The organism is Amycolatopsis lexingtonensis (assembly GCF_014873755.1).
Taxonomy (GTDB): domain Bacteria; phylum Actinomycetota; class Actinomycetes; order Mycobacteriales; family Pseudonocardiaceae; genus Amycolatopsis; species Amycolatopsis lexingtonensis.
Genome location: NZ_JADBEG010000001.1, coordinates 2,221,255 through 2,241,688 on the forward strand (window position 1 = coordinate 2,221,255; position 20,434 = coordinate 2,241,688).

Consider the following 20,434-nt stretch of genomic DNA (forward strand, 5'->3'; position numbering starts at 1 on the left):
TCGCCCGGGTCTTTTCCGACCGGGAGAACCGAGGGGGATGCGAGTGAGCAGTGAAGTGACGGCGCGGTGCCTGCACCGCGCCTTCGAAGTCGTGCGCGAGCTGAAGACGGCGGGGCCGGGCGAAGCACTGGCAGGACTGGGCCGGCTGGTCGGCTGCGACGTCATCTCGTGCACGAGCACCGAGCACACGACCCGCCGGCTGACCGGCACGGTGACCGACCGGCCGGAGCAGAACCTGATGCGCCACCCGGAGTTCCGGGCACTGGCCCACCAGCACCCGGGCTTCGCGGCACACCGCTCGGGGTCGCTGCGGCTGGGTACGGCGGCCGCGTTGACCGATCTCGCCGACCTGCGGACGTTGCGCGGACTGCCGTTCTACACCGACTTCTACCGCCCGCGCGGGACCGTCGACCAGCTGCTGTGCGTGGTCCAGGTCGACGACCGCCACGGGCGCGTCCTGACGCTCAGCCGGTCGCGGCCCGGGTTCTCGGCCCGGGACCACGACCTGGTCGAGCTGCTCGCGCCTCACCTGGCCCAGGCGTTCGCCCGGCACGAGCGCCCGGCGGTCCGGCCGGTCACCGGCACGCCTCCGGAGCTGACCGTCCGCGAGCAGGAGGTGGCCGATCTGGTCGCGCGGGCTGCCACCGACCGCGAGATCGCCCGCCGCCTCGGCATCAGCCCGCGCACGGTGCAGAAGCACCTGCAGCAGATCTACCGCAAACTCGACGTCACCAGCCGCACCGAGCTGCTGCTCCGCCTGACGAATCCGTGAACGGTCGTCAGGCGAAGGCTTCCGGGGGCGGGCAGGAGCAGACCAGGTTGCGGTCGCCGGACGCACCGTCGATGCGGCGGACCGGGGGCCAGATCTTCGCCGCCGTCCGGCCCGCCGGGAACACCGCCGTCTCGCGGCTGTACGGGCGGTTCCAGTCGCCGGCCAGGCAGCCCGCCGTGTGCGGGGCCAGCCGTAGCGGGGACTCCGCCAGGGGCCACTCCCCCGACGCCACGCGGTCGATCTCCGCGCGGATCGCGATCATCGCCGCGCAGAAGCGGTCCAGCTCGGCCAGGTCCTCGCTCTCGGTCGGCTCGACCATCAGCGTGCCCGCGACCGGGAACGACATCGTCGGCGCGTGCAGCCCGTAGTCCGCCAGCCGCTTCGCGACGTCGTCCACGGTCACGCCCGTCGCCTTCGTCAGCGGCCGCAGGTCCAGGATGCACTCGTGCGCCACGAAACCCGACCGGCCGGCGTACAGCACCGGGTAGTGCTCGCCGAGGCGCCGGGCGATGTAGTTGGCGTTGGCCACCGCCACGAGCGTCGCCCGGCGCAGGCCGGCGGCGCCCATCATCCGGACGTACGCCCACGAGATCGGCAGGATCGACGCACTGCCCCACGGCGCCGCGCTGACCGGGCCGACGCCGGTCGCGGGGCCGGCCGCCGGCTGCAGCGGGTGGTTCGGCAGGAACGCCGCCAGGTGCGCGCGGACCCCGATCGGCCCGACGCCGGGGCCGCCGCCACCGTGCGGGATGCAGAACGTCTTGTGCAGGTTGAGGTGCGACACGTCGGCGCCGAACCGGCCGTACTGGGCGACGCCGATCAGCGCGTTCAGGTTGGCGCCGTCGACGTACACCTGCCCGCCCGCGTCGTGCACCGCCGCGCAGACCTCGCCGACGGTGTCCTCGTACACCCCGTGCGTCGACGGGTAGGTCAGCATGATCGCGGCCAGGTCGCCGCGGTGCTCGTCCACAGTGGACCGCAGGTGGGCGAGGTCGATGTTCCCGGCGTCGTCGCAGCGGACGACGACCACCCGCATCCCCGCCATCACGGCGCTCGCCGCGTTCGTGCCGTGCGCGCTGGCCGGGATCAGGCAGACGTCCCGCGCGCCCTCGCCGCGCGAGCGGTGGTAGGCGCGGATCGCCAGCAGGCCGGCGAACTCGCCCTGGCTCCCGGCGTTGGGCTGCAGCGAAACCGCGTCGTAGCCGGTGATCCGCGCGAGCCAGGCGCTCAGGTCGGCCACCACTTCGAGCAGGCCGGCGGCGTCCTCGGCGGGCGCGAACGGGTGCAGCCCGGCGAACTCCGGCCAGGTGACCGGTTCCATCTCCGCGGTGGCGTTGAGCTTCATCGTGCAGGAGCCGAGCGGGATCATGCCGCGGTCGAGCGCGTAGTCCCGGTCGGCCAGCCGGCGCAGGTACCGCAGCATCGCGGTTTCCGACCGGTGCTCGTGGAACACCGGGTGCGTGAGGAACTCGCTCGTGCGCCGCAACGGCGCCGGGAGCGCGTCGGCCGTGTCCGCGTCCAGGCCGTCCACATCGGACACCGAGACGCCGAACGCCTTCCACACGAAGGAAAGCCGCTCCCGCGTGGTCGTCTCGTCGCAGGCGACGCCGACGTGGTCTTCGTCGATCCGGCGCAGGGAGACGCCGAGGTCGCGGGCCGCCGCGACGACCGCGTCGGCCCGGCCCGGCACCGCCGCGGTCACGGTGTCGAAGAACTCGCCGTGCACGACCTCGACGCCGCCTTCGGCCAGGCCGGCGGCGAGCACGGTGGCCATCCGGTGGGCCCGCAGCGCGATCGCGCGGAGGCCATCAGGCCCGTGGTACACGGCGTACATCGACGCCATGACGGCCAGCAGGACCTGCGCGGTGCAGATGTTCGAAGTCGCCTTCTCGCGGCGGATGTGCTGCTCGCGCGTCTGCAGCGCGAGCCGGTACGCGGGCGCGCCGTCGGCGTCGGCCGAGACACCGACCAAGCGGCCGGGCAGCTGCCGCTCGAGCCCCTTCCGCACCGCGAGGTAGGCCGCGTGCGGACCACCGAAGCCGAGCGGGACGCCGAACCGCTGCGTCGACCCCACGGCGACGTCGGCGCCGAGCTCACCCGGCGGCCGCAGCAGCGTCAAGGCGAGCGGGTCCGCGGCCACGACCACCGCGGCGCCGTGCTTCTTGGCGTCCGCGATGGTCAGGTCGAGTTCGCGCACCGCGCCCGAAGCGCCCGGGTAGGCCAGCAGCACGCCGAAGAAGTCGCCGCCGAGCCCCAGCCCGGTGAGTCCCTGGGACAGGTCTTCCACGACCAGCTCGATCCCGAGCGGCTCGGCCCGCGTCCGCAGCACGGCGAGCGTCTGCGGCAGGGTGTCCTGGTCGACGACGAACCGGTGCGACGCGGACTTCCCGGCCCGCCGCACCAGCGTCATCGCCTCGGCGGCCGCGGTGGCTTCGTCGAGGAGGGAGGCGTTCGCGACCGGGAGCGCGGTCAGGTCCGCGATCATGGTCTGGAAGTTGAGCAGCGCTTCGAGCCGCCCTTGGGAGATTTCCGGCTGGTACGGCGTGTAGGCGGTGTACCAGGCCGGGTTCTCGAGCACGTTCCGCCGGATCACCGGCGGGGTCACGGTGTCGTGGTAGCCGAGCCCGATCATCGCGGCGGTCGGCCGGTTGCGGGCGGCCAGCGCGCGCAGTTCGGCCAGCGCCTGGGCTTCGGAGGCCGCCGACGGCAGTTCGAGCGGCTCGGCGGACGCGCGCAGCGACTCGGGAACGGCGTGTTCGGCGAGTTCGTCGAGGGAAGCGACCCCGATGACGTCGAGGATGTGCCGGAGTTCGCCGGGACCGGGCCCGAGGTGCCGCTCGGCGAAGGGAATCCCCTGTTCCAGGGAGGCGAGTGACGGATTCACGGAGGCCTCCCTGCGAACGCGACCACGGTCGGGGGTCCGGGGGCGAAGCCCTCCGGGCGGGGTGTGGGGGTTGCACCCCCACAAGACACGCCGCGCGAGAGCGGCGAGCGCGTGCCGCGAGCATGCCTCGCCATGAGCGAGGCACCCTCCCCACTCTGTCCGTACCCCGAAGGGCGCCTGAGAGTTTCGCCCGCGTGGTTGAGCCGGGCTTGCACCGTCGGCGGGGCCATCAGGCTGTGTCCTGACGACCCGCTTTCCAGAGGCGTCTCATCCGCGCGGTCCAGGGTGCCTGAGAGGTTCCGGGGAGGACTTGCTCCTTCGGCGCCGAGCTCAATATGAGGCTCGGACTCTCCCGCGCGGGTTCGTCGACCGCAAGGAGAACCTTACTCCGTCCGCCGCGGCGGTGATCAACCGGTCTTGCGTGCGTTGCGGCGCTGGGTGAGCTCGTCCGGCTGGTGCGTCTCGACGACACCGCCGTCGGCGCGTTCGGCCGGGAACTCGTGGATCGTCCCGCTGATTTCCTGCATGGCGCCGCTGACCGCGATACCGAAGACGCCTTGGCCGCCCTGGAGCAGATCGACGATCTCCTCCGGCGAGGTGCATTCGTAGACGGTGGTGCCGTCGGAGAACAGCGTCACCCTGGCCAGGTCGCGGACCCCGCGCACGCGCAGGTGGTCGACGGCGACCCGGATGTTCTGGAGCGAGACCCCGGTGTCCAGCAGCCGCTTGACGACCTTGAGGACCAGGATGTCCTTGAACGAGTACAGCCGCTGCGAGCCGGAGCCGTGCGCCGTGCGGATGCTGGGTGCGACCAGCTTCGTCCGGGCCCAGTAGTCGAGCTGGCGGTAGGTGATCCCGGCGATCTGGCACGCGGCCGGGCCGCGGTAACCCACCAGCTCGTCCGGCAGCGAGTTGTCGGGGAACAGCTCACCCTGCTCGCCACTCGCGACCTCAACAGGCTGCTTCTCGGAACCAGCCTCGACCACGCAAGCCTCCCCTCGCCCGACCTGGTGGCCGGCGAATGACAGCCGGGGAGTCCCAGGAGCGGGACCCACCGGAGATCAATCGCCACGATCCGGCCCCAGACCGTGAATCACACCGTGGCGATTTACCTCCTTCGACGGTAAGCGCCGGGACAGTGCCGGTCAACGCGACGCGCGGCAAGCCTCAACGGTCGGATGAGCCTTTGAGCCGTTCGCCGTACCCGGCACACGCGGACTTAAACCCCTTGACCCGATTTACTCAGTCGAGTAACTTTTTACTCATGCAAGTAAAGACCGAACACCTGGCCGAACTGGGACTCAGCCCAGCCGAGGCCGCCCGCCGCGCGCAGATCATCGGCGCGACCATCGGCGTCCTCGCCGACCTGGGGTACCGCCGCACGACGTTCGCCAAGATCAAGGAACGCGCCGGGCTCAGCAGCACCCGGCTGATCTCCTACCACTTCACGAACAAGGCCGGCCTGATGCAGGCCGTGCTGAGCGCGGTCGTCCAGACGAAGAACGACTACCTGACCGAACGCACCGGCGGCGGGCTCGACCCCGCCGACCGGCGCGGCTACCTGCGGGCGCACATCGAGACGTCGATCGCGTTCCTGCGCGCGTACCCGGAATGCGTCCGGGTCCTGACCGAGCTGGCCGCCAACGCCGACGACGTCGACGGCTGGGTGATGACGAAGGTGCTGGTCGACGACCTGCGGGTGCACGGGCTGGCCCGTCAGCTCAAACAGGGCCAGGCGGAGGGCGTCTTCGGCGACTTCACGCCCGAGGTGATGGCGATGTCGATCGCGCAGGCCATCGACGGCGTCGCCGCGGCCTACGCCGCCGACCCGGCGCTGGACGTGGAGAAGTACGGCCGCGAGGTGGCGGACACGTTCGTCAAAGCGACGGCGCCGTGAGGGCCCGGTCGAGCCGCTCCTCGATGCGGGCCTTCGGGAACGCGCCGACGATGGTCTCGACCGGTTCCCCGCCGCGGAACAGGATCATCGTCGGCAGCGACATGACCTGGTAGGACCGGGTGGTCTCCGGGTTCTCGTCCGCGTTGATCTTGCGGATGGCGAGCTGCCCGGCCCGCTCGGTGGCCAGCTGGGCCAGCACCGGGCCGACCATCCGGCACGGGCCGCACCAGGTGGCCCAGAACTCGACCAGCACGGGGACGTCGCTGCCGAGGACCTCGGCGAACGCCGCATCGGTGACAGCACTGACTTCGGACACCACGGTCTCCTTCACGGACGCGGGGATTCGGGCACGACACACGGATCGGGCGCCTGCCGGGCGAGCGCTCCGGCGAGCTTCGCGGCCAGTTCGGCGCGGATCCCGCCGAGCCGGGCCAGGAGTGCGTCGGCTTCTTCGAGCTTGCGGCGGTAGACCTCGATCGAATTCGCGCAGGAGTCGCCGGTTTCGTGGCCGCTGCGCAGGCACTCGACGAACGGGCGCGTCTCCTCCAACGTCAGCCCGACCGTCTGGAGGGTCTGGATCTCCTTGACCAGCTGGAGGTCGTCCTCGTCGTATTCGCGGTAACCGTTCGCCGAGCGACGGGCCGCGAGAAGACCCTGGTCCTCGTAGAAACGCAGCGCACGGGTGGTGACACCCGTGCGCTGCGCCAATTCTCCGATCCGCATACCCCGACGCTAGACGTTGACGTCCGCGTCAAGGCAAGTTCTCAGGTGTCCGCTCCGCGGAAGTCTTCCGGCGACACGGAGTCGAGGAACTCGCGGAACTTCTCGACCTCGTCCTCCTGCTCGTCCGGGATGATCAGGCCGGCCTCTTCCAGCACCGCGTCCACGGCGTGGATGGGGACACCGATCCGCAGGGCCAGCGCGACCGAGTCGCTCGGCCGGGCGGACACCCGGATGTCGCCGTCGAAGACCAGTTCCGCGAAGAACGTGCCTTCCTTGAGGTCGGTGATGACGACCTGCTCGAGCTCCCGGCCGAGCGCCCCGATGACCTCTTTCAGCAGGTCATGCGTGAGCGGACGGGCCGGGCGGACTCCCTGCTGCTCCAACGCGATGGCGGTGGCCTCGACCGAGCCGATCCAGATCGGCAGGTACCGTTCGCCCTCGGTTTCCCGCAGCAACAAGATCGGCTGATTCGCGGGCAGCTCGACCCGCACCCCGACGACGCGCATTTCGCTCATCGGATTTCGCCTCCCTCTCGTGCACGGGCTTCAGCGGTGGAACGGCTTCGCGCCACCACTGTCGACGCTACCCGTCATCCGCGCGCTGTGCTCGCTGTCCGGCTCTCTCGGTTCGCCTGCCGCAAACCCGTGCCTTCACGGTACGGCATGCGGTGCCGAACATTCAGTCATTGACATGGGACCGCAAAGAGGATCTCACTGCCCCGTTACGATCAACACCCGGCGACGCCACGGATTCCGGCCTTGACGAGGAGCGTGTGCAGCGTCACGGACAGTGCCGCCAGCTCTCGCACCACTTCGTCGGCCCTCGATTTCGCCTCCGGGTCACGATGCCGGTACACCGGGGTCACGATCTGCTCCAGCAACCCGACCTCGCGGTCGGCCGCGGCGCGGAAGGCACGCAGGTGTCTCGGCTCGATACCGAATTCGGTCATCGCCCGCACCGTCCGCGCCACCAGCACCGCGTCCGGGTCGAAGAACCCGGCGGGACCGGGCCGGACCAGGCCGTACTGCTGCAGCTCGGCCAGGGCGGCCGCGTCGATGCCCGCCTGCTCCAGGAGTTCCTCCTGGGTCAGGCGCAGCTCCCGGCCCGCGGTGAAGTCGTCCGCCACGGGCAGGCCGACGTTCTCGACCGGCGCGTCGATCGGCACCAGCCGGCGCGGTGGCCGGGGCAGGGCCGCGGCGGGCTCGGCACCCGAGTCCGCCGCGTCCAGCTGTTCCTTGATGACCTTCAACGGGAGGTAGTGGTCCCGCTGGGCGGCCAGGACGAACCTGAGACGCTCCACGTCCGCCGCGGCGAACTGCCGGTACCCCGAAGGCGTCCGGCCCGGCTGGACCAGGCCTTCGGCTTCGAGGAACCGGATCTTGGAGATGGTGACATCGGGGAATTCGCCGCGCAGCTGCGCGAGAACGGCCCCGATGCTCAACCCGTCGCGTTGTGGCCGTCCGGCCGCCGTCACTGCGCCCCCTGGCCCCCGTGCCCCGGGCCGGTCAGGAAGACCAGGCGGAACTTCCCGATCTGGACCTCGTCGCCCCCGGCGAGGACGGCCTGGTCGACCGGCTCGCGGTTGACGTAGGTGCCGTTGAGGCTGCCGACGTCGATGACGACGAACTCGCCACCCTCACGCCGGAATTCGGCGTGCCGGCGCGAGACCGTCACGTCGTCCAGGAAGATGTCGCTGTCCGGGTGCCGCCCGGCGCTGGTGGTGTCGCGGTCGAGCAGGAACCGCGAGCCCGCGTTGGGCCCGCGCTTCACGACCAGCAGCGCCGAACCCGCCGGCAGGGCGTCGACGCCCTGGACGGGCGCCTCCGCGGCGGGAGCGGGCTCGTGGCCTTCGACTTCGGCCAGGAAGTCGGCCCGAAAGACAGAGGTCCGCTCCGGAGACTGCTCCGGGGGAACGCCGCCGGGCCCGTCGTTCGTGCTCACCTGAGCTCTCCTCCACACATGCTGTGTTGCCTAGTACTCAAGAACGTGTAGCTGCCAACGTACCGTGCCTGATCGATTCTCCGAGCCCCGGCTCCCCGAACCGGCGCAGTGCTGGTCCGACCGGGTGGGAGCGGGCTTCAGCCCTTGGTCAGCGCGTCGTAGGCCTCGGCTTCGAGCAGCGCTTCCAGACCCGCCGGGTCGTCGAGCCGGATCTCGATCAGCCAGCCCTCGCCGTAGGGGTCGCTGTTGATCAGTTCCGGCGAGTCGGCGACCGAGTCGTTCACCGCGACGATCTCGCCGTCGACCGGCGCGAACAGCTCGGAGACGCTCTTGGTCGACTCGACCTCGCCGAAGACGTCGCCCGCGGTGAGCTGGCGGCCGACCTCGGGCAGGTCGACGAACACGACGTCGCCCAGCTGGTCTTGCGCGTACTCGGTGATGCCCACGCGGACGAGCGTCTCCTCGCGGGTGGCGACCCACTCGTGTTCCTCGGTGTAGCGAAGCTCTTCAGGAGCGGACACCGCCGGTCCCCTTTCATGCCCTCACTGGCGAAACGTGCTGGGCGAAGTCTTACACCCACACGGCGCAACCGCCGGGCCCGACCCGGGCGAAGCTCACTCGTCCGCGGCGCCGCGCAGGGCGTTGCGGGCCTGGACGACGTAGAGCACGCCGGACCAGACGTACAGGACGCCGCCCCAGATGGTGAACGCGTAGCCGATCGGCCGGGCGACCGCGGCGACGTCGGAGCCGCCTTGCGCCAGCAGCAGGAACGGGAAGGCGTACATCAGGACGAAGGTGGCGCCCTTGCCGATGTAGGTGACCTCCGGCGGGGCGAACCCGCGGCGGCGCAGCGTCAGCACGCACACCCCGAGGACGGCTTCGCGCAGGAGGAGCGGGACGACGACCCACCACGGGATGATCTCGCGGGCCAGGAACGCGATGAGCGTGGCGAGGATGTAGAGCCGGTCGGCGGCGGGGTCGAGCAGCTGGCCGAGCCGGGACATCTGGTTGAGCCAGCGGGCGAGCTTGCCGTCGAGCCAGTCGGTGAGCGCGCTGAAGACGAGGACGGCGAGCGCCCAGCCGTCCTCCTCCGGGCCGAGCAGCAGCCAGAGGAACACCGGCACGCCGGCCAGCCGCAAGAGGGACAGCATGTTGGGAACGTTCATCGCCTGCCGCAGCAGGGACGGCTCGGGGGCGCCCGCCTGAGCGGCGGGTTCGGGCGCGGCTGTGCTCACCGGGCCATTAAACAGCGGGGCAGGGTGGCGGCGCCGGGTGGTGCGCCGGCGCGGGCCGGGCGGATCATCGATCTCGGCCTTCCGGATCGGCGGCGGAGCGCGTTCGGCACCAAGACAGCCGCCGCCGGGTGTGCGGGGCCGGGCCGCCGCGATAGCGACGGCCCGCCCGGGTCAGCTCGCGCGGCGGTGGCTCCACCCGCGTCGCTGCAGCTCCGCGCTGGTCAGCGACTCGGGGCGGCCGCGGTAGTCGGTGCCCATCCAGCGGGCGCGGCCGGCTCGCCCCTCGAGGACGTACGGGCGGCCGCCGCACCAGACGACGGTGCAGGGGACGGTCGGCGGACTGGACGGATCTTCGGTGCTGGTCGCAGCTTCGGCGTTCATGACTCTCACGTGCTCGGGACGGGTTTCGGGGACGGGAGCTCTTCGTGCCTCCCACCAAGATCTTCGGCCCGCGGGGCCGGATTGTTAACCGGCGCCGCGCGAATTAGACCGATCGATTCTGAAGGGCGGCCTGAGGTTTCGGAGCGTGAACGGAATGTTAATTGTCCATTGTGGACGGTGTTCGGGTGGCCACCGGACCGGGCCGCCACCCGGCTGGAGTAATCTCCGGCACACCCGTGGGCGCGTCGCCCCTCGGTGCCTCGCCCGGATGGGCCAGAATGACCGGGCCAGCCAGCCGGGGAGGAAGGATCGCGGTGCCCCACCCGACCACCACGAAGACGTGGCTCGTGGCCTGCCTCGCCGTGCCCGTGCTCGCCGCCTGTTCCGCCGAACAGGCCGCCCAGGCGCCCGCGCCGTCACCCTCGGTGTCGAGCGCGGCCCCGACGCCGACGTCCACCGGCACTCCCCCGCCGCCGCCCGCCACGGAAAGCTCGTCCGCGGTCCCGTCCGCGCCGAAGCCCTCCGGAGCGCCGCCGTCGGTGCCCGGCTCCTGCGGCACGGTGACCGCCGCCAGCGGGCTGACGCTCTACGTCTTCGACAGCGGCTCCGCCGGCGTCAGCTGCGCCGCGGCGACGAAGCTCGTCGGCGACTTCCACCGCAAGATCGGCGGCCGCCAGGGCGCCGGCTCGAACGACGCGGTGAACGAGACCGTCGACGGCTGGCTGTGCACGTCCGGGCCGCCCGCCGCGCAAGGCGGCACCACCTGCACCAAGGGCGAGCAGACGGTGTTCGCCGCCGTCGTGCCGTCCGAGTGATCCCCGCCGAACCGTTCCGCTCCTGAAGGGCCCATGAAGACTCTCGCGTACCCCTTGCTGCTCGTCGCCGCGTCCGCCGCACTGGCCGGGTGCGGCGGCGGCGATCCGGCCCCCGCCGCGCCGTCCTCCGCCGTGCCCGCGGCCGCCGCCGCGGCGGAGTCGGCCGCGCCCGGCGTCCCGTGTGGCGACGTCACCGGCGCCGGCGGCGCGAAGACGGCGGTCATGGCCCACGGCAAGGTCGACTGCGCCGCGGCCACGAAACTGCTGACCGACTACTTCGCGAAGCTGACCCCAGCCGAGGCGAACTCGCCCGACGGGCCCGGCCCGATCGTCCTCGACGAGTGGACCTGCGGCAGCGGTGCCAACGACCCGGTGACCGCGTGCTCGACCGAGGACGGCCGCCAGGTCGAAGGCACCCGCCGCTGACCAAGCGCCCCAAGGTGGCCTTCGGTGCGTCAGACGCACCCAAGGCGGCCTTCGGTGCGCAAGACGCAACCAAGGCCACATTGGGGCGCTTGAGAGCACGGGTCAGGACTTGAGTTCCGGGAAGTCCTCTTCCCGGAACTCCGTACCGGCTCCGCGCGCGGGGTCGCTTTCCCGGCCGCGCAGCTCCACCCGCCGGATCTTGCCCGAGATCGTCTTCGGCAGCTCCGCGAACTCGAGCCGCCGGATCCGCTTGTACGGCGCCAGGTGTTCGCGGCAGTACGCGAGGATCGCCTTCGCCGTCTCCGCGGTCGGCTCGTGGCCCGGGGCCAGCACGACGTACGCCTTGGGCACCGCGAGCCGGATCGGGTCGGGGGCCGGGACGACCGCCGCCTCCGCCACCGCGTCGTGCTCGATCAGCACGCTCTCCAGCTCGAACGGCGAGATCCGGTAGTCCGACGCCTTGAACACGTCGTCCGTGCGCCCGACGTAGGTGATGTAGCCGCGTTCGTCGATCGAACCGACGTCACCGGTGTGGTAGAAGCCGTTGGCGAACGCGGCCGACGTGCGCTCGTCGTCGTCCGCGTAGCCGGTCATCAGGCCGACCGGGCGGTGCTGGAGGTCGAGGCAGATCTCGCCCTCCGCCGCCCGCTCGCCGCTGACCGGGTCGACCAGCGCGACCACGAACCCCGGCAGCGGGCGGCCCATCGAGCCGGGCACGACGTCCTGGCCGGGCGTGTTGGCGATCTGGACGCTGCTCTCCGTCTGGCCGAAGCCGTCGCGGATGGTCACGCCCCACGACTTCCGGACCTGCTCGATCACCTCGGGGTTGAGCGGCTCCCCCGCCCCGACGACCTTCTTCGGCGGCGACTTCAGCGCCGTCAGGTCGGCCTGGATGAGCATCCGCCACACCGTCGGCGGCGCGCAGAAGCTCGTCACCCCGCAGCGGTCCATCTGGGCCATCAGCGCGCCCGCGTCGAACCGGTTGTAGTTGTAGAGGAACACTGTCGCTTCGGCGTTGAACGGCGCGAAGAAGTTGCTCCACGCGTGCTTCGCCCAGCCGGGCGAGGAGATGTTCAGGTGGACGTCGCCCGGCTGCAGCCCGATCCAGTACATGGTGGAGAGGTGACCCACCGGGTACGAAACGTGCGTGTGCTGCACCAGCTTCGGCTTCGCGGTGGTGCCGGAGGTGAAGTACAGCAGCAGCGGGTCGGTGGCCTTGGTGGGGCTGTCGGGCGCGAACTCGGGCGACTCGGCGAACGCGGCCGAGTACTGCTGCCAGCCTTCGACCGGCTCCCCCACGGCGATCCGCGTGTAGCCGCCCTCGACGTCCGCGAACTTCCCGGCGTCCACCGAGCGGACCACGACGTGCTTGGCCGCGCCGCGCTCGACGCGGTCGGTCAGGTCGGCGGGGCCGAGCAGCGTCGACGCGGGGATGATGACGGCGCCGAGCTTGATCGCGGCGAGGATGGTCTCCCACAGCTCGCCCTGGTTGCCCAGCATGAGGATCAGCCGGTCGCCGCGGCGGACACCGAGCTTCCGCAGCCAGTTCGCGACCTGGTTGGACCGGCCGGACAGCTCCGGGTAGGTCCAGCGGTTCTCGGTGCCGTCCTCCTCGACGATCCACAGCGCGTACCGCTCGGCGTTGTCCGGGTCGTGCGCGACGACGTCGAACCAGTCGATCGCCCAGTTGAACTCGTCGAGCTCCGGCCAGGCGAAGTCCCGGTAGGCCGTGTCGTAGTCCTCGCGGTGGGCCTGCAGGTAGTCGCGCGCCACGCGGAACGCGTGGTGGACTTCCGAAGCGGTCACGCCTGCCTCCTTCTATTCGCCCTTGAACTCCGGCGCGCGGCGCTCCATGAAGGCCTGGACCGCTTCGCCGAGGTCCTTGCTGGGCAGGAACGCCGAGTTCCACGCCGCGACGTACCGGAGGCCGTCGGCGACCTGGCGCTCGGTGTTCGTCGCCAGTACCTGCTTCGTACCCTGCACCACGAGCGGCGGGTTCGCAGCGATCTCCACGGCGAGTTCCCGCGCGGCCTTCAGCAGCGCGTCCTGGTCTTCGTACACGTCGTTGACGAGACCGATCTTCTCGGCGCGTGCGGCATCGACGTCCTTGCCGGTCAGGGCGAGCTCCCGCAGGTGCCCTTCGCCGATGATCGAGGCCAGGCGCTGGAGGCTGCCGAGGTCCGCGACGATGGCAACGCGCACCTCGCGGACGCTGAACTTGGCGTCGGCGCTGGCCAGCCGGATGTCCGCGGCCGCGACGACGTCGACCCCGCCGCCGATGCACCAGCCCGAAACGGCCGCGACGACCGGTTTGCGGCATTCCGCGATGGAGCTGACCGCCGCCTGCAGCGATCGGACCTGGTCGAGGAACGCCGTCCGCGGCCCGGCGAGGCTGTCCCCGCCCAGCATCGGCGCCCAGTCGCCCATCATCGCCGGCAGGTCGAGGCCGTAGGAGAAGTGCTTGCCGCTGCCGGTGAGCACGATCGCCCTGACCTGCGGGTCGGCGTCCAGCGCGCGGAACACCAGCGGCAGCTCGCGCCAGAAGTCCGGGCCCATCGCGTTGCCCTTCGAGGGGCCGAGAAGCGTCACTTCGGCCACGTGGCCGTCGACGTCGACCTTCAGGGAGACGAGGTCGGGCAGACTGTCAGCAGTAGCGGTCATGGGGTCATCTTGACCCATGCCCGCCACGGCCCGCCATTGGCACCTTGTCAATTGACCCGCGCGTCACCGTGCCAACCTGGTCGGGGGATGCTTTCCTGAAAGAGACTCGCACCACGACCCGGGGAGGACGGTGGGACATGAGCCCGGCCAGCAGCGCGACCGCGATCGAGCCCGATCCCCCCGCCGCGCCGGTGCGGCGCGCGTCCCGCCCGATCGAGCTCACCGGCTCGTTCGACCACGAGGGCCACCGGCTCTGGTACACGGAGTTCGGCAGCGGCGACCGCGTCGTCGTGCTCACCCACGGCATCATGCTGACCCGCCGGATGCACGCCCCGCTGGCGCGCCGGCTGGCCCGCGCCGGCTTCCGGGTCGTCACGCTCGACCTGCTCGGCCACGGCGACTCCGACCGGCCGACCGAGTCGTGGCTCTACTCGATGCCGTCGTTCGCGGAGCAGACCCTGGCGCTGCTCGACCACCTCGAAGTGGACTCGGCGGTGGTCGGCGGGACGTCCCTGGGCGCGAACGTCTCCCTGGAAGTCGCGGTGCAGGCGCCTTCGCGGGTCCGCGGCCTGATCGTCGAGATGCCGGTGCTGGACAACGCGATCGTCGCGGGGCTGTTCACGTTCGCCCCGCTGCTGATGGCGGCCCGATTCCTGCCGGTCACGGTCCAGGCGGTGGCGCTGGTGGCCTCCCTGGTGCCGCACGGCAACCAGTGGGTCGACGTCGTGACGGACACGCTCTCCCAGCGCCCGGCCCCGATGGCGGCGCTGCTGCACGGCGTGCTGTTCGGCCGGATCGCGCCCCCGAAGTCGGTCCGCCGCAAGATCACGGCCCGCACCCTGGTGATCGGCCACCAGGGCGACCCGATCCACCCGTTCGGCGACGCGGACACACTGGCGATCGACATGCCGGACGCGGAGTTCGTCCAGGCGCGCAGCCCGGTCGAGCTGCGGTTCGACCCGAGCCGGCTGTCCGACGCGATCCGGGACTTCGCCGCGAGCTGCTACGAGGACTGAACCGGTGCCGCTGGTCCGGGTGACGGGCAGCTCGGGGCCGATCCCCCGGATCCGGTGCTGGCGGGCTGACTCGACCGCTTCGTGTGGAGGACCAGCCGCGCGGACGTCGAAGCTCTCTCGCCGAAGGCGCGCGACGGGATCGCGTTCTTCTGCGGCTCGACCGAGCACGACGACGACACGCTCCGGGACCGGCTCCTGAGCCGGACTTCGAACAGCTTCGGCGAGCACCCGGAGGAGCGGCCGGCGCCCGAGGTCGCCGATGCGGTCCTCGCCGCCGCCGGCCGGCTGCTCCCTACGAGGCCTGAAGCGGCGCCAGCCCGGCCACCGGGCCGATCACGATCACCGCGGGCGGGCGGACGCCCGATGCCGCCGCGTCCGTGACCACCGTGTCCAATGTGGACCGCAACGTGCGCTGGGTGCGCATCGTGCCGTCCTCGACGATCGCCACCGGGGTGTCCGACGGGCGGCCGCCGTCCAGGAGGGCCTTCGCGAACTGCGGGAGGCGCTCGACGCCCATCATCAGCACGATCGTGCCGCGCATGCGGGCCAGCAGCTCCCAGTCGACCAGCGACCGGTCGTCGCCCGGGGCCACGTGGCCGGAAACCACCACCACCTCGTGCGCGACGCCGCGGTGGGTGACCGGGACGTCCGCCACCGCCGGGACGGCGAACGCGCTCGTGATGCCCGGGACCATCGTCACCGGGACGCCGGCCTCCGCGCAGGCGAGGACCTCCTCGAAGCCGCGGCCGAACAGGTAGGGGTCGCCGCCCTTCAGGCGGACGACGAACTTGCCCTCCTTGGCGCGCTCCACCAGCGTCCGGTTGATGACGTCCTGGCTGGCCGCGCGGCCGTACGGGATCTTCGCCGCGTCGACGATCTCCACCTCGGGGGCGAGCTCGTCGAGCAGCTCGCGGGGCGCCAGCCGGTCGACCACCACGACGTCCGCGCGCGAGAGCAGGCGCCGGCCGCGGACCGTGATCAGCTCCGGGTCGCCCGGGCCACCGCCGACCAGGGCGACCCCGGGCAGGGTGCCCTCCGGGTGCGGGGTGCGGCCGTCCTCGATCGTGCCGTTGTGGAGGCCGTCGAGCATCGAGTCGCGCACGGACGCCGAGCGCAGCGGCTCGCCGCCGGAGAGCACGCCGAACAGGAGGCCGCCGTGACGGCCGGACGCCGGGGTCACCGCCGAACCCGACTCGCCCTCGTCGGCACGCACGCAGAACACGCGCTCACGCTCGGCCTCGGCGCAGATCTCCGCGTTCACCGCCGGGTCGTTCGTGCAGGCCAGCGCGTACCAGGCGTCCTTCAGGTCGCCGGCGGCGTAGCGGCGTTCGTGCCAGACCAGCTCGCCCGCGTCCACCATGCCCTGCACCGACGGCGTCGTGTGCGGCGACACCAGTTCGACGCGGGCACCCGCGCTGATCAGCCGGGGCAGCCGCCGCTGGGCCACGGTGCCGCCGCCGAACATGACAACGCGGCGGCCGGTGAGCTGGAGGCCGGAGAGGTAGTGCGGGTCGTCCATGCGCGGGAGTTTATTGGCGGTTCACCTCAGCGCCAGCCCAGCGTGCGTTATGCCACGCCGGAGCCGGGCGAGCAGGTGCCCGCCCGGCTCGGCGCGTCAGCTCGCGCGGCCTGACGCCGGGTACGGCAGCAGGGCCATCTCGCGCGCGTTCTTGATCGCCGTGGCGACCTGCTTCTGCTGCTGCGGCGTCAGCCCCGTCACCCGGCGGGCGCGGATCTTGCCGCGGTCGGAGATGAACTTCCGCAGCAGGTCGACGTCCTTCCAGTCGACATGCGTGATCTTGTTGGCGTGCAACAGGTTCACCTTGCGCTTGGCGGGGCGGTCCCGGTTCGGCTTCGGCATCCGGCTCACCAGCTCGACTTCGAGACGCCGGGCAGCTCGCCGTTGTGCGCGGCCTGGCGCATCTTCACCCGCGACAGCCCGAACTTCCGCAGGTACCCGCGCGGCCGCCCGTCGGCGGCGTCCCGGTTGCGGATCCGCGTGGGGCTCGCGTCGCGCGGCAGCTTCTGCAGCGCGACCACCGCTTCGCCCTTCTCCTCCGGAGACGCCGACGGCGACGAGATGACGGCCTTGAGCGCGCGCCGGCGTTCGACGTACCGCGCCGCGATCACCTTCCGCTGCTCGTTCTTGGCGATCTTCGACTTCTTGGCCATCAGCGCTCTTCCTTGAACTCGACGTGCTTGCGCGCGACGGGGTCGTACTTGCGCAGGACCATCCGGTCGGGGTCGTTCCGCCGGTTCTTCTTGGTCACGTACGTGTAGCCGGTGCCCGCGGTCGACCGCAGCTTGATGATCGGCCGGACGTCGGTGCTCTTGGCCATTACAGCTTCACTCCCCTTGCCTTCAGCTCGGCGACGACGGCCTCGATGCCGCGCTTGTCGATCGTCTTCATGCCTTTGGCGGAGACGCGCAGCCGCACCCAGCGGCCTTGGCTGGGCACGAAGTAGCGACGGTTCTGCAGGTTCGGCTCCCAGCGCCGCGAAGTGCGGCGGTGCGAGTGCGAGACCTGCTTGCCGTAGCCCGGCTTGCGGCCGGTGACCTGGCACACGGCGGACACGGACCCTCCCGAGTTGGTAGTGGCGTGGTTGAATGTGATTGTCGTTTTCATCTACTCTACGCACCGTACCCCGTCCGTATTCCTGGAGCGCCAGTGACCCCACACCCCCGCGTCCCGCTCGTCCTCGTGAGCGGCCTCGCCCCGGGCCCGAACGCCGAGCTCGCCGAGCTGCTGCGCGGTGCCGGGCCCGGCACCGCCGTCGTCCACCACGACCTGCGCGAGATCCACTCCGGCGTCGTCCGCCGCCGGCTGCGGCTGGAGCAGCGCGACCAGCTGACCGTCCTCGAGCTGGCCCACGGCTGCGTGTCCTGCACGCTGCGCGAGGACCTGCTGCCGCTGCTGCGCCACCTCGCCCGGCTGCCGGAGGTCCGCCGGATCGTCGTCCGGCTCGACGAGGCGATGGAACCGGAGCCGGTCAGCTGGGCGATCCGGAACGTCCTGGTCGGCGACCACCCGGTCAGCGACGACGTCGAGCTGCGGGCGGTGTTCACAGTCGTCGACTGCGCGACCTTCCTGGCCGACGCCACCGGCGACGACGTCCTGGCCGAGCGGAACCTGCAGGCCAGCCCGGAGGACGAGCGCACGGTCGCCCAGGTGGCGCTCTCGCAGGTCGAATTCGCCGACGTCCTGGTGCTGGCCGGCGCGGCCACCGACGCCTGGTCCGCCGCGAAGGCGTCCGCGGTGCTCGACCGGGTCGCGCCGTCGGTCCCACGCGTCGAGCTTGCGCGGATCGACGGGCACACCGTGCTCGACGCCGTGCCGTCGGACGCGCGGCGCGGCGAGGTCACCGACATGCACGGGGCGCTGCTGCGCGGTCAGCCGCCGCTGCACGCCGACTGCGGCATCGGCCTGGTCACCTTCACCGCGCAGCGCCCGTTCCACCCCGAACGCCTCCACGACGCCCTCGACGTCCTCCTGGACGGCGTCGTCCGCACCCGCGGGCGCGCCTGGGTGGCCAGCCAGCCCGACGTCGCGTTCTGGATCGAGTCGGCGGGCGGCGGCCTGGGCATCGGGCACGCCGGGCCGTGGCTCGCGGCACCGGACGGTCCCGCGTGGACGGACGTCTCCCCCGAACGCCGCACCCTGGCGTCGTTGCGCTGGGACCCGGTGCACGGCGACCGGGCGCAGGAGCTCGTCGTGGTGACGGACCAGACAACGCCCGACGAGATCGACGCGGCCCTGCGCGGCGCTCTACTGACCGAAGCGGAACTCGCGGCAGGACCCGAGGCGTGGGCGCGCTATCCCGATCCGTTCGGCGACTGGCACGAAGAGCCGTGCGAGGACACCGAACCCGACCCGGCGCGGCACTCCGCGGCGAACCGAAAGGAAGAACGATGAAGACCGGAATCCACCCCGATTACCACCCCGTGGTGTTCAAGGACTCGTCCACCGGCGACGCGTTCCTGACCCGCTCCACCATCACCTCCGACAAGACGATCGAGTGGTCCGACGGGAACACCTACCCGCTCGTCCTGGTCGACATCAGCTCGTGGTCGCACCCGTTCTGGACCGGCACCCAGCGCATCATGGACAGCGCCGGGCAGGTCGAGAAGTTCCACCGCCGCTACGGGAAGCGGGGTACGCGCTGATGGCCGTCCCGAAGCGCAAGAAGTCCCGCAGCAACACGCGTTCGCGGCGGTCGCAGTGGAAGGCCGCCGCGGTCGACCTGGTGCCGATCAAGGTCGACGGCGAGGTTCAGCTGGTGCCGCGGCGGCTGATGAAGCACTTCCACTCGTGAGCGTTCCGGTCACGGTGCTGTCCGGCTTCCTCGGCGCGGGCAAGACGACGCTGCTCAACCACATCCTCGCCCACGGGGCGGGGCCGCGGGTCGCGGTGATCGTCAACGACATGAGCGAGGTCAACATCGACGCACGCCTCGTGCGCTCGCAGGAGCGCCTCGTCGAGCTGACCAACGGGTGCATCTGCTGCACCCTGCGCGAAGACCTCCTCGAGGAGGTCTCCCGGCTCTGCGCCGAGGGCCGGTTCGACCACGTGCTCATCGAGTCGAGCGGGATCTCCGAGCCGATGCCGGTGGCGGCGACGTTCACGTTCCTGGACGCCGTCGCCCACCTCGACACCATGGTGACGGTGGTGGACGCGGCGAACTTCGCCCGTGAGCTGGCGGCCGGGGATTCCCTGGTGGAGCGGCGGCTTGACCAGTACGCCGGGGATGAACGCACCGTCAGCGACCTGCTCGTGGACCAGGTCGAGTTCGCCGATGTCCTGCTGCTGAACAAGACGGACCTGGTCCCGGCCGCCGAGCTGGACCGCCTGGTGGCGACGCTGCGGCGGCTCAACCCCGCCGCGGACGTGGTCACCGGCAGCTTCGGGCAGGTGCCGCTGGAGCGGGTCTTCGGGACCGGGCGGTACGACGTTTCGCGGGCGCAGGAAGCGCCCGGCTGGGTGGCCGAGCTGAACGGCGACCACGTGCCGGAGACCGAGGAGTACGGCATTTCCAGCGTCGTCTTCCGCGCGTCGCGGGCGTTCGACCCGGCGGCGCTGTGGGACTTCGTCACGCGGCGGTTCGACTCGGGGGAATTCGGAACCGTGTTGCGGTCCAAGGGATTCTTCACGCTGGCGTCCCGGCCCGGGGTGACCGGGTTGTGGTCGCAGGCGGGCGCGGTGGCGCGGTTCGAACCGCAGGGGGTCGCCGGGGCACCGCGTCAGGAACTGGTGTTCATCGGCGTCGACCTCGCCGGGGAGGCGCTGCTGAAAGCGCTGCACGAGTGCCTCGGCGAGGCCACCGGACCGGACCCGTTCCCGGAGTGGGGCCCGGTCCACGTGCACTAGTGGTCGTCGTAGTGGTCTTCGTGGGACGCGTGGCGGTGCCCGTCGTGGAGGTAGTCGACGTGGTCGCCATGGGGCACCGCCACGTGGCCGCAGCCTTCGCCGTGGGCGTGGTCGTGGCCCGTGTGCGGGACGTGGCCGTGGATTTCGCACTCGTCGAAGTGACCGTCGTGGGCGCGGTGCAGGTGGCCGTCGTGGGCGTAGTCCACGTGGTCGCCGTGCGGGAGCGCCGCGTGGCCGCAGCCCTCGCGGTGCACGTGGTCGTGGCCGGCGTGTTCGACGTGCGGGATCGTCATCGGGTTCTCCTCCGGGGCGGTGTCC

Annotated in this window: 27 protein-coding genes and 1 riboswitch; of the genes, 9 read left to right on the forward strand and 18 right to left on the reverse strand. The window is 71.4% G+C overall.

The window, feature by feature from the left end:
• The first annotated feature begins 43 nt into the window (after positions 1–43).
• On the forward strand, positions 44–772 hold the full coding sequence (locus H4696_RS10395; protein WP_249027240.1) for a helix-turn-helix transcriptional regulator: 729 nt from the start codon (positions 44–46) through the stop codon (positions 770–772).
• A 7-nt stretch (positions 773–779) separates the two neighbouring features.
• On the opposite strand, the gene gcvP is transcribed toward H4696_RS10395, so the two are convergent.
• Together gcvP and H4696_RS10405 are read right to left on the reverse strand one after the other, a co-directional pair.
• Positions 780–3,656, reverse strand: a complete 2,877-nt coding sequence (gcvP, locus tag H4696_RS10400; RefSeq protein ID WP_086864860.1) for an aminomethyl-transferring glycine dehydrogenase — start codon at positions 3,654–3,656, stop codon at positions 780–782.
• Between the two features lie 266 nt (positions 3,657–3,922).
• Positions 3,923–4,021: riboswitch (glycine riboswitch) on the reverse strand.
• A gap of 42 nt (positions 4,022–4,063) precedes the next feature.
• Positions 4,064–4,642: a MerR family transcriptional regulator gene (locus tag H4696_RS10405; protein WP_086864861.1), complete on the reverse strand. Its 579-nt coding sequence runs from the start codon at positions 4,640–4,642 to the stop codon at positions 4,064–4,066.
• Positions 4,643–4,920: 278 nt separating this feature from the next.
• On the opposite strand from H4696_RS10405, the gene H4696_RS10410 reads away from it, so the two are divergent.
• The gene (locus H4696_RS10410) at positions 4,921–5,553 is read left to right on the forward strand and encodes a TetR/AcrR family transcriptional regulator (protein WP_086864862.1); all 633 of its coding nucleotides are present in this window, start codon (positions 4,921–4,923) and stop codon (positions 5,551–5,553) included.
• Here H4696_RS10410 and trxA read toward each other — a convergent pair.
• The 8 genes from trxA to H4696_RS10450 all read right to left on the reverse strand — a co-directional run bounded on the left by trxA (position 5,534) and on the right by H4696_RS10450 (position 9,833).
• Positions 5,534–5,869, reverse strand: a complete 336-nt coding sequence (gene trxA / locus H4696_RS10415) for a thioredoxin (protein ID WP_086864873.1) — start codon at positions 5,867–5,869, stop codon at positions 5,534–5,536. The genes H4696_RS10410 and trxA overlap by 20 nt on opposite strands.
• An 11-nt stretch (positions 5,870–5,880) precedes the next feature.
• Positions 5,881–6,276, reverse strand: coding sequence for a MerR family transcriptional regulator (locus H4696_RS10420; RefSeq protein ID WP_086864863.1), 396 nt, complete (start codon positions 6,274–6,276; stop codon positions 5,881–5,883).
• Between the two features lie 41 nt (positions 6,277–6,317).
• Positions 6,318–6,791 carry a bifunctional nuclease family protein gene (locus H4696_RS10425; protein ID WP_009078856.1) on the reverse strand — a complete coding sequence of 158 codons (474 nt, stop codon included), beginning with the start codon at positions 6,789–6,791 and terminating at the stop codon, positions 6,318–6,320.
• A gap of 212 nt (positions 6,792–7,003) precedes the next feature.
• Positions 7,004–7,750, reverse strand: a complete 747-nt coding sequence (gene ftsR, locus H4696_RS10430; RefSeq protein WP_192782229.1) for a transcriptional regulator FtsR — start codon at positions 7,748–7,750, stop codon at positions 7,004–7,006.
• Positions 7,747–8,217 carry a glycogen accumulation regulator GarA gene (garA, locus tag H4696_RS10435; protein ID WP_086864865.1) on the reverse strand — a complete coding sequence of 157 codons (471 nt, stop codon included), beginning with the start codon at positions 8,215–8,217 and terminating at the stop codon, positions 7,747–7,749. Before garA ends, ftsR begins: the two co-directional genes overlap by 4 nt.
• 137 nt (positions 8,218–8,354) lie before the next feature.
• The gene (gene gcvH, locus H4696_RS10440; protein WP_086864866.1) at positions 8,355–8,738 is read right to left on the reverse strand and encodes a glycine cleavage system protein GcvH; all 384 of its coding nucleotides are present in this window, start codon (positions 8,736–8,738) and stop codon (positions 8,355–8,357) included.
• 93 nt (positions 8,739–8,831) lie between these two features.
• Complete coding sequence (gene clsA / locus H4696_RS10445) at positions 8,832–9,452, reverse strand: cardiolipin synthase ClsA (protein WP_086864867.1); 621 nt, start codon at positions 9,450–9,452, stop codon at positions 8,832–8,834.
• A gap of 171 nt (positions 9,453–9,623) precedes the next feature.
• On the reverse strand, positions 9,624–9,833 hold the full coding sequence (locus H4696_RS10450; protein WP_086864868.1) for a hypothetical protein: 210 nt from the start codon (positions 9,831–9,833) through the stop codon (positions 9,624–9,626).
• Between the two features lie 314 nt (positions 9,834–10,147).
• Between H4696_RS10450 and H4696_RS49910 the strand changes: the two genes are divergently transcribed.
• Both H4696_RS49910 and H4696_RS10460 read left to right on the forward strand, forming a co-directional pair.
• Positions 10,148–10,648, forward strand: a complete 501-nt coding sequence (locus H4696_RS49910) for a hypothetical protein (RefSeq protein WP_086864869.1) — start codon at positions 10,148–10,150, stop codon at positions 10,646–10,648.
• A 33-nt stretch (positions 10,649–10,681) separates the two neighbouring features.
• Positions 10,682–11,074, forward strand: coding sequence for a hypothetical protein (locus H4696_RS10460; RefSeq protein ID WP_192782230.1), 393 nt, complete (start codon positions 10,682–10,684; stop codon positions 11,072–11,074).
• A 102-nt stretch (positions 11,075–11,176) separates the two neighbouring features.
• On the opposite strand, the gene H4696_RS10465 is transcribed toward H4696_RS10460, so the two are convergent.
• A complete protein-coding gene (locus H4696_RS10465; protein ID WP_086860074.1) occupies positions 11,177–12,880 on the reverse strand; it encodes an AMP-binding protein in 1,704 nt (567 codons plus the stop codon).
• A gap of 12 nt (positions 12,881–12,892) precedes the next feature.
• Positions 12,893–13,735: a crotonase/enoyl-CoA hydratase family protein gene (locus H4696_RS10470; protein WP_086860073.1), complete on the reverse strand. Its 843-nt coding sequence runs from the start codon at positions 13,733–13,735 to the stop codon at positions 12,893–12,895.
• 137 nt (positions 13,736–13,872) lie between these two features.
• Here H4696_RS10470 and H4696_RS10475 point away from each other — a divergent pair, with 137 nt between their 5' ends.
• Positions 13,873–14,751, forward strand: a complete 879-nt coding sequence (locus H4696_RS10475; protein ID WP_086860071.1) for an alpha/beta fold hydrolase — start codon at positions 13,873–13,875, stop codon at positions 14,749–14,751.
• A gap of 292 nt (positions 14,752–15,043) precedes the next feature.
• Here the strand turns inward: H4696_RS10475 and cobA are convergent, their stop codons facing one another.
• The 5 genes from cobA to rpmB form a co-directional block, all read right to left on the reverse strand.
• Complete coding sequence (gene cobA / locus H4696_RS10480) at positions 15,044–16,270, reverse strand: uroporphyrinogen-III C-methyltransferase (protein ID WP_086860069.1); 1,227 nt, start codon at positions 16,268–16,270, stop codon at positions 15,044–15,046.
• 96 nt (positions 16,271–16,366) lie between these two features.
• Complete coding sequence (gene rpsR, locus H4696_RS10485) at positions 16,367–16,621, reverse strand: 30S ribosomal protein S18 (RefSeq protein WP_086860067.1); 255 nt, start codon at positions 16,619–16,621, stop codon at positions 16,367–16,369.
• Complete coding sequence (rpsN, locus tag H4696_RS10490; protein WP_086860066.1) at positions 16,618–16,923, reverse strand: 30S ribosomal protein S14; 306 nt, start codon at positions 16,921–16,923, stop codon at positions 16,618–16,620. The genes rpsR and rpsN overlap by 4 nt, the downstream gene beginning before the upstream one ends.
• A complete protein-coding gene (gene rpmG / locus H4696_RS10495; protein ID WP_003091682.1) occupies positions 16,923–17,090 on the reverse strand; it encodes a 50S ribosomal protein L33 in 168 nt (55 codons plus the stop codon). Before rpmG ends, rpsN begins: the two co-directional genes overlap by 1 nt.
• Entirely contained in the window at positions 17,090–17,326 is a 237-nt protein-coding gene (rpmB, locus tag H4696_RS10500; RefSeq protein ID WP_086860064.1) for a 50S ribosomal protein L28, read from the reverse strand. Before rpmB ends, rpmG begins: the two co-directional genes overlap by 1 nt.
• A 93-nt stretch (positions 17,327–17,419) precedes the next feature.
• Here rpmB and mrf point away from each other — a divergent pair, with 93 nt between their 5' ends.
• The 4 genes from mrf to H4696_RS10520 are packed head-to-tail and all read left to right on the forward strand — an operon-like array spanning position 17,420 to position 20,116.
• On the forward strand, positions 17,420–18,664 hold the full coding sequence (gene mrf / locus H4696_RS10505) for a ribosome hibernation factor-recruiting GTPase MRF (protein WP_086860062.1): 1,245 nt from the start codon (positions 17,420–17,422) through the stop codon (positions 18,662–18,664).
• The gene (locus tag H4696_RS10510; RefSeq protein ID WP_086860060.1) at positions 18,661–18,915 is read left to right on the forward strand and encodes a type B 50S ribosomal protein L31; all 255 of its coding nucleotides are present in this window, start codon (positions 18,661–18,663) and stop codon (positions 18,913–18,915) included. Before mrf ends, H4696_RS10510 begins: the two co-directional genes overlap by 4 nt.
• Positions 18,915–19,064 carry a 50S ribosomal protein L32 gene (gene rpmF, locus H4696_RS10515; protein ID WP_086860058.1) on the forward strand — a complete coding sequence of 50 codons (150 nt, stop codon included), beginning with the start codon at positions 18,915–18,917 and terminating at the stop codon, positions 19,062–19,064. Before H4696_RS10510 ends, rpmF begins: the two co-directional genes overlap by 1 nt.
• On the forward strand, positions 19,061–20,116 hold the full coding sequence (locus H4696_RS10520; protein WP_086860056.1) for a GTP-binding protein: 1,056 nt from the start codon (positions 19,061–19,063) through the stop codon (positions 20,114–20,116). The genes rpmF and H4696_RS10520 overlap by 4 nt, the downstream gene beginning before the upstream one ends.
• Here the strand turns inward: H4696_RS10520 and H4696_RS10525 are convergent.
• Complete coding sequence (locus H4696_RS10525) at positions 20,113–20,409, reverse strand: hypothetical protein (protein WP_086860075.1); 297 nt, start codon at positions 20,407–20,409, stop codon at positions 20,113–20,115. The two genes, H4696_RS10520 and H4696_RS10525, sit on opposite strands and share 4 nt — an antisense overlap.
• Positions 20,410–20,434 lie beyond the last annotated feature (25 nt).